At 38.0% G+C, this 15753-nt stretch carries 14 protein-coding genes and 1 tRNA gene; 7 read left to right on the top strand and 8 right to left on the bottom strand.

Features of this window, described 5'->3' with window-relative positions; translation table 11 throughout:
- The 4 genes from spoT to ABN212_RS10580 form a co-directional block, all read right to left on the bottom strand.
- On the bottom strand, window positions 1-2127 hold the full coding sequence (gene spoT, locus ABN212_RS10595; RefSeq protein ID WP_196534064.1) for a bifunctional GTP diphosphokinase/guanosine-3',5'-bis pyrophosphate 3'-pyrophosphohydrolase: 2127 nt from the start codon (window positions 2125-2127) through the stop codon (window positions 1-3).
- A gap of 29 nt (window positions 2128-2156) precedes the next feature.
- Entirely contained in the window at window positions 2157-2432 is a 276-nt protein-coding gene (gene rpoZ, locus ABN212_RS10590) for a DNA-directed RNA polymerase subunit omega (RefSeq protein WP_006534607.1), read from the bottom strand.
- A gap of 54 nt (window positions 2433-2486) precedes the next feature.
- Window positions 2487-3110: a guanylate kinase gene (gmk, locus tag ABN212_RS10585; protein WP_006534608.1), complete on the bottom strand. Its 624-nt coding sequence runs from the start codon at window positions 3108-3110 to the stop codon at window positions 2487-2489.
- A gap of 305 nt (window positions 3111-3415) precedes the next feature.
- Entirely contained in the window at window positions 3416-4033 is a 618-nt protein-coding gene (locus ABN212_RS10580; RefSeq protein WP_088494339.1) for a trimeric intracellular cation channel family protein, read from the bottom strand.
- A 136-nt stretch (window positions 4034-4169) separates the two neighbouring features.
- Here ABN212_RS10580 and ABN212_RS10575 point away from each other — a divergent pair, with 136 nt between their 5' ends.
- From ABN212_RS10575 to ABN212_RS10565, 3 genes are all read left to right on the top strand, one after another.
- Window positions 4170-5456, top strand: coding sequence for a DUF3748 domain-containing protein (locus ABN212_RS10575; RefSeq protein WP_349443203.1), 1287 nt, complete (start codon window positions 4170-4172; stop codon window positions 5454-5456).
- 216 nt (window positions 5457-5672) lie between these two features.
- Complete coding sequence (locus ABN212_RS10570) at window positions 5673-6560, top strand: endonuclease/exonuclease/phosphatase family protein (RefSeq protein ID WP_198620069.1); 888 nt, start codon at window positions 5673-5675, stop codon at window positions 6558-6560.
- Window positions 6550-6990, top strand: coding sequence for a hypothetical protein (locus tag ABN212_RS10565; RefSeq protein ID WP_349443202.1), 441 nt, complete (start codon window positions 6550-6552; stop codon window positions 6988-6990). The genes ABN212_RS10570 and ABN212_RS10565 overlap by 11 nt, the downstream gene beginning before the upstream one ends.
- A 56-nt stretch (window positions 6991-7046) precedes the next feature.
- Here ABN212_RS10565 and glyS read toward each other — a convergent pair whose 3' ends face one another.
- Together glyS and glyQ are read right to left on the bottom strand one after the other, a co-directional pair.
- Window positions 7047-9119, bottom strand: a complete 2073-nt coding sequence (glyS, locus tag ABN212_RS10560; protein WP_349443201.1) for a glycine--tRNA ligase subunit beta — start codon at window positions 9117-9119, stop codon at window positions 7047-7049.
- Window positions 9120-9128: 9 nt separating this feature from the next.
- Window positions 9129-10034: a glycine--tRNA ligase subunit alpha gene (gene glyQ, locus ABN212_RS10555; RefSeq protein ID WP_004246832.1), complete on the bottom strand. Its 906-nt coding sequence runs from the start codon at window positions 10032-10034 to the stop codon at window positions 9129-9131.
- 238 nt (window positions 10035-10272) lie between these two features.
- On the opposite strand from glyQ, the gene ABN212_RS10550 reads away from it, so the two are divergent.
- Together ABN212_RS10550 and ABN212_RS10545 are read left to right on the top strand one after the other, a co-directional pair.
- Window positions 10273-10857, top strand: a complete 585-nt coding sequence (locus ABN212_RS10550) for a DNA-3-methyladenine glycosylase I (protein ID WP_198620064.1) — start codon at window positions 10273-10275, stop codon at window positions 10855-10857.
- Window positions 10858-11027: 170 nt separating this feature from the next.
- Entirely contained in the window at window positions 11028-12287 is a 1260-nt protein-coding gene (locus ABN212_RS10545; RefSeq protein WP_109374327.1) for a valine--pyruvate transaminase, read from the top strand.
- A 265-nt stretch (window positions 12288-12552) separates the two neighbouring features.
- Here the strand turns inward: ABN212_RS10545 and ABN212_RS10540 are convergent, their stop codons facing one another.
- Window positions 12553-14211, bottom strand: a complete 1659-nt coding sequence (locus ABN212_RS10540; protein ID WP_198620062.1) for a putative transporter — start codon at window positions 14209-14211, stop codon at window positions 12553-12555.
- A 402-nt stretch (window positions 14212-14613) separates the two neighbouring features.
- Between ABN212_RS10540 and ABN212_RS10535 the strand changes: the two genes are divergently transcribed.
- Entirely contained in the window at window positions 14614-14937 is a 324-nt protein-coding gene (locus ABN212_RS10535; protein WP_198630380.1) for a YceK/YidQ family lipoprotein, read from the top strand.
- Between the two features lie 62 nt (window positions 14938-14999).
- On the opposite strand, the gene ABN212_RS10530 is transcribed toward ABN212_RS10535, so the two are convergent.
- Window positions 15000-15305 carry a DUF5339 family protein gene (locus ABN212_RS10530; RefSeq protein ID WP_198620060.1) on the bottom strand — a complete coding sequence of 102 codons (306 nt, stop codon included), beginning with the start codon at window positions 15303-15305 and terminating at the stop codon, window positions 15000-15002.
- Between the two features lie 299 nt (window positions 15306-15604).
- On the opposite strand from ABN212_RS10530, the gene ABN212_RS10525 reads away from it, so the two are divergent.
- Window positions 15605-15681 (top strand) — tRNA-Pro (locus tag ABN212_RS10525).
- Window positions 15682-15753: the final 72 nt, after the last annotated feature.

Here is a 15753-nt window from a genome sequence, read left to right as displayed (position 1 = left end):
CTAGTTTTTATTACGGCTAACGCGCAGAACGTCTGGCATGATGCGAAGTTTACGCATGATATTGGCTAATTGAATTCTGTCTTTCGCGGTTAAGCGAATAAAAGCACAATACACGCGACCATCTTTTTCTTCGGTATTCATACTTTGAATACTCGAGTTTGCATCATTAATAGCTGCGGTTAAGTTTGCTAAAGCGCCTTGGTGGTTAATCATATCAACTTTAATTTCAGTGATGAAATCACTGTTGATCTCTTTATCCCACTCGACAGGCATGAATTTTTCAGGCTCTTTTTGGTAACCACGTATATTACGACAAGATTCATGGTGAATAACCAAACCTTTACCTGGGCTAATATGTGCAATGATAGGATCACCCGGAATAGGGCGACAACATTTAGCGAAGGAGATCAATACACCATCAGCACCTTTAATTGGGAGTTTAGGTGTTTCATCATTAGATGTTTCTGTTGGTGCGTTCTCATCTTGATTTTGACTATCAATCAATAAATTACGCGCAACAACAACGCTCATAGTATTACCTAAACCAATTTCAGCCATTAAGTCGTCGATTGAATGAAGCTTCATACGCTTCAACTCGCGCTCAATATTTTCAGCTGAAATATCAGCAAGCTTGTGCTCACCTAATGCGTGATTGAGTAAACGACGACCTAAATTAATAGAGTCTTCACGTTTTAGGTTTTTTAGAAGTTGTCGGATTTTAGAGCGAGCTCTTGAACTGACGACAAAGTTTAGCCAAGCTGCATTCGGTCTTGCACCCGGAGCAGTAATAATTTCAACCGTTTGTCCAGTACGTAGCGATTGTGAAAGTGGATAAGGTTGTCTATCAACCCTAGCACCCACACAGGCATGACCGATATCTGTGTGTACGGCATAAGCAAAATCGACAGGGGTTGCACTTGTTGGTAATTCAACAATGCGACCTTCTGGCGTGAAAACGTAGATTTCATCAGGAAAGAGATCTGATTTTACGTTCTCAATAAATTCAAATGAGCTACCTGCGCTTTGTTGCAATTCAAGTAAACTTTGCATCCAGCGTTGGGCTCTAACTTGTGCAGTTGTGCCCGGTTGTTCACCTTGCTCTTTATAAGCCCAATGTGCTGCAACCCCCATTTCTGCCATTTGATCCATATCTTCAGTACGAATTTGTACTTCAACTGGCACTCCATGAGGGCCAATTAGTGAGGTATGAAGAGATTGATAGCCGTTGGCTTTTGGGATTGCAATATAGTCTTTAACTCGACCGGGACGAGGCTTATAAAGACTGTGCATTTGACCTAAAACGCGATAACAGGTATCGACTTCTTTCACGATAACGCGAAAGGCGTAAATATCCATGATCGAGTGAAAACGTTGCTCTTTTAACAACATTTTCCGATAGATAGAGTAAAGGTGTTTTTCGCGACCGTTAACTTTGCATTCGATATGCGCTTCTGTCAGGCGACCTTCAATTTCAGAGAGGATTTTATTAATCATCTCTTTACGGTTACCTCGAGCTGCTTTAACGACTTCTTTGATTACACGGTAGCGATTAGGATGTAGCGCCTCGAAACCCAGCTCTTCAAGCTCTGTTTTGATATGGTGTATACCTAAACGGTGTGCAAGAGGACTGTAAATTTCGAGTGTTTCTCGAGCAATACGGCGACGTTTATCTGGGCGTAATGATCCCAGTGTGCGCATATTGTGAGTTCGGTCTGCCAGCTTGATCAAAATGACGCGGATATCTTTTACCATCGCCATAATCATCTTACGGAAGTTTTCAGCCTGAGCCTCTTTTTTATCTCTAAACTTCAATTTATCAAGTTTAGAGACTCCTTCAACAAGATCGGCGACCGTACTACCAAAGAGGCTTTCGATATCTTGGAAGGTTGCAGGTGTATCTTCGATAACATCATGCAACAGCGCCGCCATCAGCGTTTGGTGGTCTAATCGCATATCTGCAAGAATACACGCAACCGCAACAGGGTGAGTAATATAAGGCTCACCACTTGAACGAGTTTGCCCCTCGTGGGCATTTCGGGCGACGATAAAGGCTTTTTTAAGTTGTTCGACTTGCTCCGATGGCAAGTATTTTTGAACGATTTGATTCAGGCTTTCAAACAGGTACAAGGCAGACCTACCCCTATTTTATAAAACGATTAACGACGACCTTCCGCAATCGCTGAAACAGCTTGTAATTCTGCTGCTTCTTGCTCTTGCTGCTCTTGACGTTCACGAGCATCAAGAATTTTACCGTTAATCAGGCCTTCTTCGATTTCACGTAGCGCGACAACAGTCATTTTATCATTTTCTTCTGGAACTAAAGGATCTTTAGCGCCAACTTGTAACTGACGCGCACGACGTGCTGCGACCAGAACGAGGTCAAAACGGTTACCAATTTTCTCTACAGCGTCTTGAACGGTTACGCGTGCCATATTTGTGTTACTCCACCATTAACGAAATGACTGGGCATAATACTGAAAGTTAACTCAGTCTGCCAATAATTTGCTGATTAAATCACCATGTCGTAGCGTTTGACGATCAAGGCGTAATTTTTCTGAACGAATAATTGATTGTAAATCAGCAAGCGCGGTATTGAAATCATCATTAATCAGCAAATAATCATACTCATTAAAATGTTCCATTTCCGATACAGCTTGTGACATACGTTTTGTAATCACTTCTTCGCTATCTTGCCCACGTCCACGAAGTCGGCGGTAAAGCTCTTCTTTTGACGGTGGCAGAATAAAAATACTGCGAGCTTCAGGCATCGCTTTACGCACTTGCTGTGCGCCTTGCCAGTCAATATCTAAAAAGACATCGACACCACTGGCTAAGATTTCTTTGATAACTTTGCCGGAAGTTCCGTAATAATTACCAAAAACACAAGCATGTTCGAGGAAATCCCCGCTGTCTATCATGCTTTTAAATTCTTCTTCAGTAACAAAGAAGTAATGTTCACCATGGCTCTCTCCCGGTCGCATTGGGCGGGTTGTATGAGAGACAGAAACCTGCGTGTCATATAAAGGCTGTGTTTTTAACAGCGCTTGAATAAGACTTGATTTACCCGCACCGCTTGGAGCGGAAACAATATAAAGTGTTCCTTGGATCATGATGACTTTCTGAATTTGACTGGAGAATTAAGTATAAATACATGTTTAGGGAGCAAATCCCCCATATAGTATACACATACAATGAATGACATACAGTGCCCATGTTTAATACAGAGCCATTTTTTTCTTATTACATTCTATTTTCTTAATATAGAAACAAGAGAAAAATTAAACTATGTCAATATTAACATACAATTAAAGGCTCAGTGATAGGAATTACCTTTTATCACAATAGCGAAAAGAGATTATATTTTGAGATACCCCACAGAATCAAAAAGAACCGCTGTCGTTAAAACAGCGATTCGTTAATCTTGATTCTCGTAATTAAAGACAGGTAAGCCCAATTTATAACGAATAGCGAGAAGTCGAGCTGTTAACCCAGCAATTAGGGTAATGATGATAATGACGTCTCTTGGTAACGGTGTATAAAACAGTAATCCCATATAAAGCCACGCAGCACCAAAAGCGATACCGGCATAAATCTCTTTTTGGAAAACCAGAGGAATGGTATTACAAAGCATATCTCTTAATACACCACCAAAAGCACCCGTAATCACCGCAGCAATAGCAGCAATAATTGGGCCATAGTCCATATCGAGTGCGATTTGTGCGCCGATAATAGAGAAAACCATTAGGCCAATGGCATCTAAGATAAGAAAGAGTCGCTGTAAGTGTTTCATCATAGGTGCAACCCACATGGTGATAACAGCAGCACATGCAACAGTGACGATATATTCGGGGTGTTTTACCCAACCCAGCGGGTAATGGCCGAGTAGAATGTCTCTGACAGATCCACCACCAATGGCAGTTGCAGAGGCGATAATAATTACGCCAAAAACATCCATTTTACGACGACCAGCAGCGAGTGCACCCGTCATGGCTTCTGCTGTAATACCAATAATATAGAGAACACTAAGTAACATGATTTTCTAATTTTCTGACTATTTAGTGAGGATAGAATAATTACCTTGCGAAAAAGTCTCGACTGAATTTTTTTAGTGCCAGGTAAAATTAATTAGTTTTTATAATGTGGAAATTTATTTCCCGATAAGGATAAATATGTCTTTTCAGGAACACCAGATTACGTTTGATAGCCGTCACCATCAGCTAACTAATATAAATGTTTGGACGCCAGATAGCCAGTGGTTAGCCTATGATGTACGTCCCAATGGGGGATCTTTTACAGGTCTAACCATAGAAAAAATTCATGCGAAAACAAAACAGCAACAGATCATTTACACAGCAACACAAGGGGCACATGCAGGGGTTGCGACAGTAAGCCCAACAGAGCCCGTACGTTATGCCTTTATTCATGGGCCAGAAAATCCAGATAATGAATGGCATTATGACTTCCATCATCGTCGTGGTGTGATTGTTGATGAGTCAGAAAATAATCGTGCATTTAATATTGATGCGTGTTCATTGACTTCACCTTATCAAGCGGGTGCATTGCGTGGCGGTACGCATGTTCATGTTTTTAGCCCTGATGGCACTCGTTTAAGTTTTACTTACAATGATCATATTATGCATGAACTTGGTAGTGAATATGATCAACGTAATGTAGCTGTCGCTGTGCCTCTCAAAGCGGTTAACGTCATTAAGAAACACCCTCGTGAATATGATGGTGAATACTTCTGTACAGTGATAAGCCAAACCGTGGCGCATCCACAAAAGGGAAGCGACGAAATTAATAAAGCTTATGAAGAGTGTTGGATTGGTACTCAAGGTTATACAAAAGCGGATGGTTCACAACAACGTTGGGCTATTGCATTTATCGGCGATACCGTGAGTGAAAATGGTGATAAAGTTTCTGATATTTTCTTAGTGGATTTACCCGATGATAATCATGCTTTTAGTATTGAAGGTGATAAACCACTAGCAGGAACCGACACAACAATGCCAGCAGTGGCTAAAGATATTTACCAAGTTCGCCTAACAAATACCGCAAATAGAAAATATGCAGGTGTTTTAAATCAGCCTCGTCACTGGTTAAGAAGCTCGCCACAAGGCGATGCGATTGCTTTTTTAATGAAAGATGATAACGGTATTGTGCAGTTATATACTGTTTCGCCAAGTACCAAGGAAGTGAAACAAATCACCTCACAACCATGGGATATTCAGTCTGCCTTTACGTGGAATAGTAACGGACAATATCTCACTTTTATTTGTGATAATAGCGTGATGCTATGTAATGCGAAAACGGGTGAGTTAACTCGATTAACAGAAAAAACAGCACAAGCACCGAGTAGTGATGCTGTCGTATTCTCTCCAAATGACCAATATATTGCATTTATGCGTGATGTTGATGGTTATCGTCAGATATTTACAGTAGAGACTGGGTTGTAAAACTTTACAATATATTGAGAAGGTATCTTAAATAATAAGATACCTTCGTATTTAATAAAAAACTAATAATTTAAACATGAATTAAAATATTTATTTGTTTTGATTTATTTTATTGTTTTTCCTATTTTTATTTATTGTGCTAAGTTAATAAACTTTAGTGAGATAATAACTAGTAATATTTAAAAGTAATTTATTATTAATGGAATGATATATAAAATGGAATTGAATTTATGCTGGTGGAATATGGGATTATCTCCACCAATAAGATCAAGTAAGAAAATAAATATAGAAGATATTGGATTAGCAAAACAATACCTTGGAAAAATGATAAAAAAAAGAGCACTGGATATAGTTGCACTTTGTGAGATTTCTAAAAAAGAAAACCTAGATTTTAAACAATTAGCTTGTGAATTAAATATGGAATACATTGATTTATCAGGAAGAATAGGGCGTATATTTATTGATATATCTATAATGTATAAGATGAGTAAATTAGAGTTTATCTCAAGTAAATTTTTAACTAAGCTTCAACCTGATAATAGAACAATAAGAGTAGGTGTAAGTGTTGTATTTAAAGAGATTGAAAATCAAAAAATAATCACATTCTTTTTATCTCACTGGCCATCAGTACTTAGTGCTGATGATAAAATCAGGCGTATAGCCGCCCAAGAGTTGAGGAATAGTATTGATAAGCTATTTGAAAACCAAGGAAAAGATGCTCAAATTATTTGTATGGGAGATTATAATACAGAGCCTTATTCTGATTCGATGATTAATACATTATATGCAACGAGAGATTACCACATAATAAAAAAGAAAAGAGAGTTATTATTTAATCCATTTTGGTATCTTTTGTCTGATAAGAAAACAAATAATTTAGGTACGTATTATTATAATTCAGCTTCAATGAGTCGATGGTATGTTTTTGATCAAATGATCTTCTCTTCATCATTTTTATATGGAAAAGAAGATTGTTTTAAGTTAGATCTCGAGCAGATTGATTTTTATCGGATACTCAATGATGACAATCACTGCCTTGATGATATTTTCTTTAAAAAATTTGATCATTATCCAATATTTTGTAGGATTTCACATGAACGATGAAAATAATTTTTTTGAAAAGATAAAGGCTTCATTGGATAGAGCATCATCTATCATTGATATAAAAAAACAAATAGAAAATAAAATAAGCATAGTTATCGAAAAACTAGAAATGATCACTAATAATAAAATTAAAATATTATTTAAAGATAATCATCATTATTGCCCTAAATTTATTAATAGTGAAAGGCTTATTTATATCGATAAAGTAAATGTAAGTGATGAGTTTGGATTTATACTATTTGGTTATAGTTTTAGTAAAATTAATGGTTTTCCTATTGAAATAGAAACTGAAATGGAATCTTTTCATGCGGAAGATATCGATGATTTATTACATACTATTGTGAATATCATTGATAGAGAATCGATAAGAATTATGGAGCTTGTTCATCATCCGCTCAAAGATAACTCAAGTAAAAATAATGATATTTGATAAAAAAGCCGGCATTGTTTTCACAATGCCGGTTTACACTTTCTGAGCTTTACAACTTATTGTAAAACAGAAATATCTGCGACTTTTAAGAACAGTTCACGCAATTGACTTAACATGGTTAAACGGTTGATACGAACAGCCTCGTCTTCATCCATTACCATGACTTTATCAAAGAAGTTATTGACCACATCACGTAATGAGGCCAGTTCAACTAATGCTTCTTGATATTGGCGTTCTGCAAATAAAGGTGCCAATTTATCTTGTAATACAGAAAGATTAGCCGCTAATTGAACTTCTTCTGGTGCTTTTAAGACGGAAGCTAAAACGGTGTCATTTAGTTTTACATCAGCTGATTTAGCTAAGATATTGGAAACACGTTTATTGGCTTCTGCTAATGCAGAGGCTTCCTCTAATGTGCGGAAATAAGTTACTGCTTTAACGCGAGCATTGAAGTCAGCTGGCTGTGTTGGACGACGTGCCAATACAGCTTGAATAGTGTCAATGCTGTAACCCAGTTCTTGATACCAAGAACGGAAACGACCTAACATAAATTCGACCACATCACTGACCACATTTTTATTAGTCAGTTTGTCACCGTAAAGGCGAACCGCTTCTTGAGTCAGCTCTTCAATATCTAACGGTAAATCTTGCTCAACGATAATACGTAAAACACCCAGTGATGCACGACGTAGAGCAAATGGGTCTTTATCCCCTTTAGGATGTTGACCAATACCGAAAATACCCGCAAGTGTATCCATCTTTTCTGCAATAGCGAGGGCGCTAGCAACAGGATTAGAAGGTAATTTATCACCCGCGAAACGAGGCTGATATTGTTCTTTCAATGCAACTGCGACTTCTTCGGCTTCACCATCATGACGCGCATAATGCATACCCATAACACCTTGGGTATCTGTGAATTCGAACACCATATTGGTCATTAAGTCACATTTTGACAGTAAACCTGCACGGGTTGCTTTATTAACATCAGCACCCATTTTGCCCGCAATAAAGCCAGCTAATGCTTGAATACGGTCAGTTTTATCACGCAGTGTGCCTAAATCTTTTTGGAATAATACGGTTTCAAGGCGTGGTAAGTTATCTTCTAAACGTTGTTTACGGTCAGTTTTAAAGAAGAACTCGGCATCAGCTAAGCGAGGACGTACCACTTTTTCGTTACCGCTAATGATCTGCTGTGGATCAGAAGATTCAATATTAGTGACGAAAATAAAGTTTGGTAATAATCCACCTTGTTTGTCATAAACAGGGAAGTATTTTTGGTCACCTTTCATGGTATAAACCAGTGCTTCAGCAGGAACTTCAAGGAATTTTTCCTCAAATTTTGCTGTTAACACAACCGGCCATTCAACCAATGAAGTGACTTCTTCGACTAAGCTATCGCTTAAATCTGCAATACCGCCAAGTTTTTCAGCCGCAAGGCGAGCGTCATGAAGAATAATTGATTTACGCGTTTCGTAATCAGCAATCACTTTTCCGCGCTCATACAGAATTTCAGGATATTGATCCGCATTATCAATAGTGAATTCAGCTTCACCCATAAAGCGGTGACCACGAATAACGCGATCGCTTTGGATACCTAAAATTTCACCATCAATAACAGTATCACCTAATAATAAGGTGACAGTATGAACAGGGCGTACAAAGTGAGTTTCTTTATCGCCCCAGCGCATTAATTTTGGAATTGGTAATTTTGATAACGCATTGCTTACCATGCCAATCAGTAATTGGTTGACTGCTTCACCTTTTACTTCTGCACGATAAAATAACCATTCGCCTTTATCTGTTGATAAGCGCTCTGCTTGATCAACAGTAATGCCATTACCTCTTGCCCAACCTTCAGCTGCTTTTGTTGGTTTACCATCAGCATCAAATGCTTGAGCAATCGCAGGACCACGTTTTTCAATGGTTCTATCTGCTTGTGATTTTGCCATATTGGCCACTTTAATGGCTAAACGGCGAGGAGCTGCAAACCAAGATACATCACCATGAGTGATATTTGCGTTATCCAGTTCAGCAGTAAAATTAGCAGCAAAAGATTCGGCTAAAGAACGAAGCGCTTTCGGCGGTAATTCTTCTGTGCCGATTTCCACGAGGAAAGTCTCAGTTGTCATGATAGCCTCTTACTTTTTACACATAGGGAAACCAAGCGCTTCACGAGAAGCATAATATGCTTCAGCAACTGCTTTGGTTAAAGTACGGATACGTAAAATATAACGCTGGCGCTCTGTCACAGAGATAGCTTTACGTGCATCCAATAGGTTAAAGGTGTGTCCTGCTTTTAAAATACGTTCATAGGCAGGTAAAGGCAGAGGTTTTTCTAACTCTAACAACTCACGAGCTTCTTTTTCATATTGCTCAAAGCAAGAGAACAGGAAGTCTACGTCTGCGTATTCAAAGTTATAGGTTGATTGCTCAACTTCGTTTTGATGATAGATATCACCATAGGTGGTTTTACCTAATGGGCCATCACACCAAACTAAGTCATAAACGCTATCAACACCTTGAATATACATGGCAAGACGTTCTAAACCGTAAGTGATTTCACCCGTAACAGGTTTGCACTCTAATCCACCAACTTGTTGGAAATAGGTAAACTGCGTCACTTCCATGCCGTTGAGCCAAACTTCCCAGCCTAAGCCCCAAGCACCTAAAGTTGGGTTTTCCCAGTTATCTTCAACAAAACGAATATCATGAATTGTTGGGTCTAAACCTAATTCTCTTAATGAGCCAAGATAAAGTTCCTGAATATTATCAGGTGATGGCTTAATGATAACTTGGAATTGGTAATAGTGCTGTAAGCGGTTAGGGTTTTCACCGTAACGTCCATCTGTTGGACGACGAGAAGGCTGTACATAAGCCGCAGCGATAGGCTCTGGACCTAATGCTCGTAAACAAGTCATTGGGTGCGATGTGCCTGCGCCCACTTCCATATCTAATGGTTGGACAATGGTACAGCCCTGGCGAGCCCAGTAATCCTGCAGTGTCAGGATAAGACCTTGAAAGGTTTTGGTATCAAACTTTTGCATGTTATATCCGCATGGCGATACATAGAATAAAAAGAAAGGTTTCAGTATACCTTCTAGACGAAAGATATACAGCAAGGAATGCGGGCAATTTTCCCTCGATCAAAAAAATAATCCCTTAATTGAGTTTATGACTATGCTCAAAGAATTAGATTGAATTTTTTTTCACCTATTTACATGTATATTTATACAGTATATAAAATGGTACTATTAAAAGTTATTGGTAACAAGGAATGAAAAAATGAATAAGCGGCGTTGCGATTGGGTAACCAGTGATCCTGAATATTTGGCATATCATGACGAAGAATGGGGTAAACCTGAACGAGATAAGTACAAGCTTTTTGAAATGATCTGCCTTGAAGGTCAACAAGCAGGGCTATCTTGGTATACCGTGCTTAAGAAAAGAGAAGGTTTTCGTCGTTGTTTTTTTGATTTTTCGCCTGAAAAAATTGCCAAAATGACAGATAAGGATGTTGAGACCTTATTACAAAATCCCGCAATTATTCGTCATCAAGGAAAAATTAACGCCATTATTAACAACGCACGTATTTTTATGGCAATGGAAGAACAAGGTGAAGACTTTAGTCAGTTTATTTGGCAATTTATTGATAATAAACCCATTATTAATCAGTGGAACGATATTTCTCAGGTACCCGCATCAACTGACATCTCAGATAAAATGGCTAAAGCCTTAAAGAAAAAAGGCTTCAAATTTGTTGGCACAACAACTTGCTACGCTTTTATGCAAGCCGTTGGTATGGTAAATGACCATATTCTCTCTTGTTTTTGTCGCCAAGAAGAGAATAAAAACACCAATAAAAAGTAAAATATGAGTTGAGTTATCTTTAATTTGAGATGTAATTGGATTTATATTTCAATATTTTCATCTGTATTAATATTGTTGTTTTATGATTTTGATTATAACTATTGATGCAGATTAAAGCTCGCGGTATGGTGTTTCTTAACGAGAAAACAACATAGAAGATACCTGCAAAGATGACTCAACTATCACAATTTGGGCAAAAGTTTGCCCAGCATTCAGGCATTGCTCGCTTGATGCAAGACTTAAATGAAGGTATTCGCACACCTGGCGCAGTGATGCTCGGGGGGGGAAATCCTGCTCATATTCCTGAAATGGATAATTATTTTCGTCAATTACTTAAAGAGATGACAGAAAATGGCTCATTAAGTGATGCGGTTTGTAACTATGATGGCCCGCAAGGTAAAGATGCCATGTTACAAGCGCTGGCGGCATGTTTAAAAGAGAAGCTAGGCTGGAATATTTCGGCGAAAAATATTGCACTAACTAATGGTAGCCAAAGTGCTTTTTTCTATCTGTTTAATTTATTAGGTGGCACAACCAAGGATGGGAAAAAACGTAAAATTCTTTTCCCAATCGCCCCTGAATACATTGGTTATACTGATTCTGGATTAGAGGAAGATCTGTTTGTTGCGAATAAGCCAACAATAGAAATGTTGCCGAATGGGCAATTTAAATATCATGTTGATTTTGCTCATCTTGAAATCAGTGATGATATTGCGGCTATTTGTGTTTCGAGACCAACAAACCCAACGGGTAATGTTATTACAGATGACGAAGTTGAAAAGCTAGAGGCTTTAGCTAAACGGCACAATATCCCTCTGATTATAGATAATGCTTATGGTGTTCCTTTTCCAGGTATTATTTTTACTCAAGCAACACCTCGTTGGAATGACAACACTATCCTTTGTATGAGTCTATCTAAGTTAGGCTTACCAGGAGCGCGTTGTGGCATTATTATTGCCAGTGAAGAGCTGATTTCAGCCATTACAAATGTTAACGGCATTATTAGCCTCGCACCCGGTGGAATTGGGCCTGCAATGGCATTAGAAATGCTAAAACGCGATGATTTAATGCGGTTATCCCAAGACGTGATAGGGCCTTTCTATCATCAACGAGTACTTGAAACTATTCATATTATTCGCCGCTATTTACCTGAAGAACGTTGTCTTATTCATAAGCCTGAAGGTGCAATCTTTTTATGGCTTTGGTTTAAAGACTTACCTGTTTCTTGTGAAGAGCTTTATCGTCGTTTGAAAAAACGTGGCGTATTAATGGTGCCGGGACATTACTTCTTTCCGGGATTAGAAGATTCATGGGATCACGCTCATCAATGTATGCGAATGAATTACGTACCTGAGCCTGAATTGATTGAGAAAGGAATAAAAATTCTGGCTGAAGAAATCGAGAATATCTATCAGCCAGTGAATATCTAATAAAAATGCCCCTTCAGCGAGAAGAAGGGGCAAAGACAATAACGAGGACTTTTGAGCATAAGTTTGACGGAAAGAAATTGATTACTAAAAATTTAGCAATCCGTCTCAATCTAAATTTCTTAGCACGAGAACTATTAAAACAGATATTTATAAAATCTATGGCTTAAATAAGAGCCATTCATTGCCTTAATTATCCCTCTGCTAAGCTAAATGTGGATTTTGATAACAAACTTGGCTCAACTATTTAATATATTTATTATTTTTACTACAAAGTCCATATGATAAGTGCCATCAATTGTGGTGTTATGATGCGTAAAAACATGGCTAAAGGGTAAACTGTGGCATAGGAAAGCGCGGCAGCTCCACTTGAGCTATGAATTGAGTTTGCGAAGGCTAATGCAGGGGGATCGGTCATTGAGCCTGCTAACATTCCGCAGAGACTTAAATAATTAAGCTTAAAGAAGACTCTGGCGAGCACACCAACAATTAATAACGGTAATAACGTAATCAAAATACCGTAGCCAATCCAACTCAAGCCTTGACCATTAATTAACGTTTCAACAAATTCACCGCCAGAGTTTAGCCCTACCACCGCAAGAAACATGACAATACCCAGTTCTCGCAATGCCAAGTTTGCACTTGGAGGCATAAACCAATAGAGCTTACCAAATGTACCAATACGCCCTAAAATTAAGGCAACAACAAGGGGACCACCAGCTAATCCCAGTTTAAGCGCCACAGGAATGCCGGGAATAAAAATAGGAATAGAGCCAAGTAAAACCCCTAAGCCGATACCAATAAAGACAGGGAGCATTTGAACTTGTTCTAATTTCTGACGAGCGTTACCTAACAGGACTGTAATAGCTTCAATAGATTCAGGACGTCCAACGACATTAAGAATATCCCCGAATTGCAACATACTATTATTGCTTGGAATAAGTTCGATACCTGCGCGGTTCAATCGAGTCACTACAACATCGTATTTTCTTTTCAGATCCAGATCTTTTAAACGCTTACTGAGTACAGAATCATTCGTTACAACGACCCGCACTGATTGCAGTAAATTTGTTGATGTTGAAAGTGAAGCATCGACCTCTTCACCAAGTACTAGGCGTACTTTATTGAGATCTTCTTTTGAACCCACAATATGCAGTAAATCTCCCAACTGAATAATCGTTGATGGCATAGGTACCATAATGTTATCTCCACGCTTTAAACGGGAGCAGACGATGGCGTCTTCATTGAGCAGAGGAATATCTTGCATTAATAAGCCATCTAAATTGGGGTTTTTAATCGCAATATTAATGGTATGTAGTGCATCTTTAGTGCTGTGTTGTTGGTTGCTAAAAGCTTTTGCTTCTTCATCAATGTTGATTTTAAAGAACACACGAATAAGCCACATTACTAGCAGAATGCCACAGATCCCCATAGGATAAGCCATGGCATAGCCCATCCCCATTTGCCCCACAGATGTTGGGTCAACATGTAGATCTGTCAGTATTTGTTGTCCTGCACCTAAAGAAGGGGTGTTGGTAACAGCGCCCGAGAAAATACCCAAAATAATAGGCAAAGGAACGTCAAATAGACGATAAATAGACGCGGTTATGATTGAGCCAAGAAGAATAATTAATATGGCAAAGGCGTTTAGTTTTAAGCCCGAAACACGTAGTGAGGAAAAAAAACCAGGGCCGACTTGGATACCAATAGTATAAACGAAAAGAATAAGCCCAAATTCTTGAATAAAATGAAGGGTCTGTGCATTAAGAGATAAGTTATAGTGTTGAGCAAAGTGGCCAATAATAATTCCACCGAAAAGAACACCACCTATCCCTAGGCTGACCCGATAAATTTTGATATTGCCAATCCAAAGACCTAGAGCGCCTGCTAATGACAACATCACCATTGTTAATGCAATATCACTCATAAAAAAGATCCTGTACCCAAAAACAAAAATGAGAAAATTTGAGCTAAAACGATAAACCTATTTTGGCAAAAAACGATGAAAGTCGCTGTGTCTTATCGCACAGATTCAACATATATAGAGATCAAAAAAACAAGAAAGATAAATATAGAGTGAAAGTATTTATTTAAAATAATGAAGGTTGAATTTTAATATCATCGAAACATAATAATTAATAATATTATTATGCTTTTTTTTATTGGATAAAGTGAAACTTTCTTATACTAGAATTATTTATTTAATGACTGAAAAATTAAGCTTTTTTATATCATCTTTCTCTTGTCCTATAAGAGAAAACAGGTTTAACTATATGATAAAAAGCGTTGACTACAAATCTCGTTTTATAGGTGCCCTATGATATTCAGAATGACAAGTAAAAATTTAACATTAGTCACATTTTTGACGACATTACTGACAGGTTGCTCAAGTGTTATGACTCATGCAGGCCCGAATAAAGAACTTTATTCAGGGACAAAAAATAACATGACAATGCTAAAAGATGATGAAACTGGATGGGCAATGAAACCATTGGTTATTCTCGATCTCCCTTTTAGTGCCGTATTAGATACTTTATTATTACCTTATGATTATTATACTCAGGGTGATGATAAAAGTGATAATTCACCTAAAGAGCGCATAAAAAGATTGGAAAGCACAACTGTGAATAATAGTCATGAAAATAAGAATTAATATCAAGTTAATGACTAAATAATAAATAAGTAGTTATATTTAGTCATTATCTGTTTATTTAATTATTTATTTAGCACTGTTTCTTCTTTAGGGCCAAACATCTTATTCAAACTATTAAGCTCTTGCATTTCCTTGTCACATATTACTTTTTGGTTTGCCAAAGGCGCTGTCATTATCTGCTTTTTGCTTTGCTCGAAGTTAGCCTTAATCTCCGGTATATTATGTTTTAGATCTTCTCTTTGAGAAATGTACTGAATAAATTTATCCGCTTCTTTAAAGTACACTCGGCAAGCATGAGCTGTAGATGCTTGAGCTGGAAGTGTGGTTGACAATAAAAGTAGTGCGACACCCCACCAACATTGTTTCATTCTCTAAACTACCTACCTTATTTGACATAAGGTAATTATATAAAAAGCACACTAATTAGACGACAATAATTAAGAATAAATTTGTTATTTTTTTTCATGTTTTATGGACAACGTAAAGAAAGCCATAGTAAAACGAGGAAAGAAAGGTGAGCTTGTTACAATAAAGCTAAAACTCACCTCGTTTTTATGATAAAAAAGTTAAAAATCAACCGTTTTGGTTGAAAACCATACAAACAGTCAGGAGATACTAAAAAAGTATTGACGGAGTGGGTTTCTGGCAGTAAGATGCACCTCGTTTTCGGCGAGTAGCGCAGCCTGGTAGCGCAACTGGTTTGGGACCAGTGGGTCGGAGGTTCGAATCCTCTCTCGCCGACCATATTAAGAAACCCCGCTTTTAAAGCGGGGTTTTGTCGTTTTAGTCTTACCAAAATACCTTGCTCTTATTTTT

Source organism: Proteus genomosp. 6, from assembly GCF_040139785.1.
GTDB lineage: Bacteria > Pseudomonadota > Gammaproteobacteria > Enterobacterales > Enterobacteriaceae > Proteus.
Note: the sequence above shows the minus strand (reverse complement) of the source record. Positions and strands in the feature narration are given on the sequence as shown.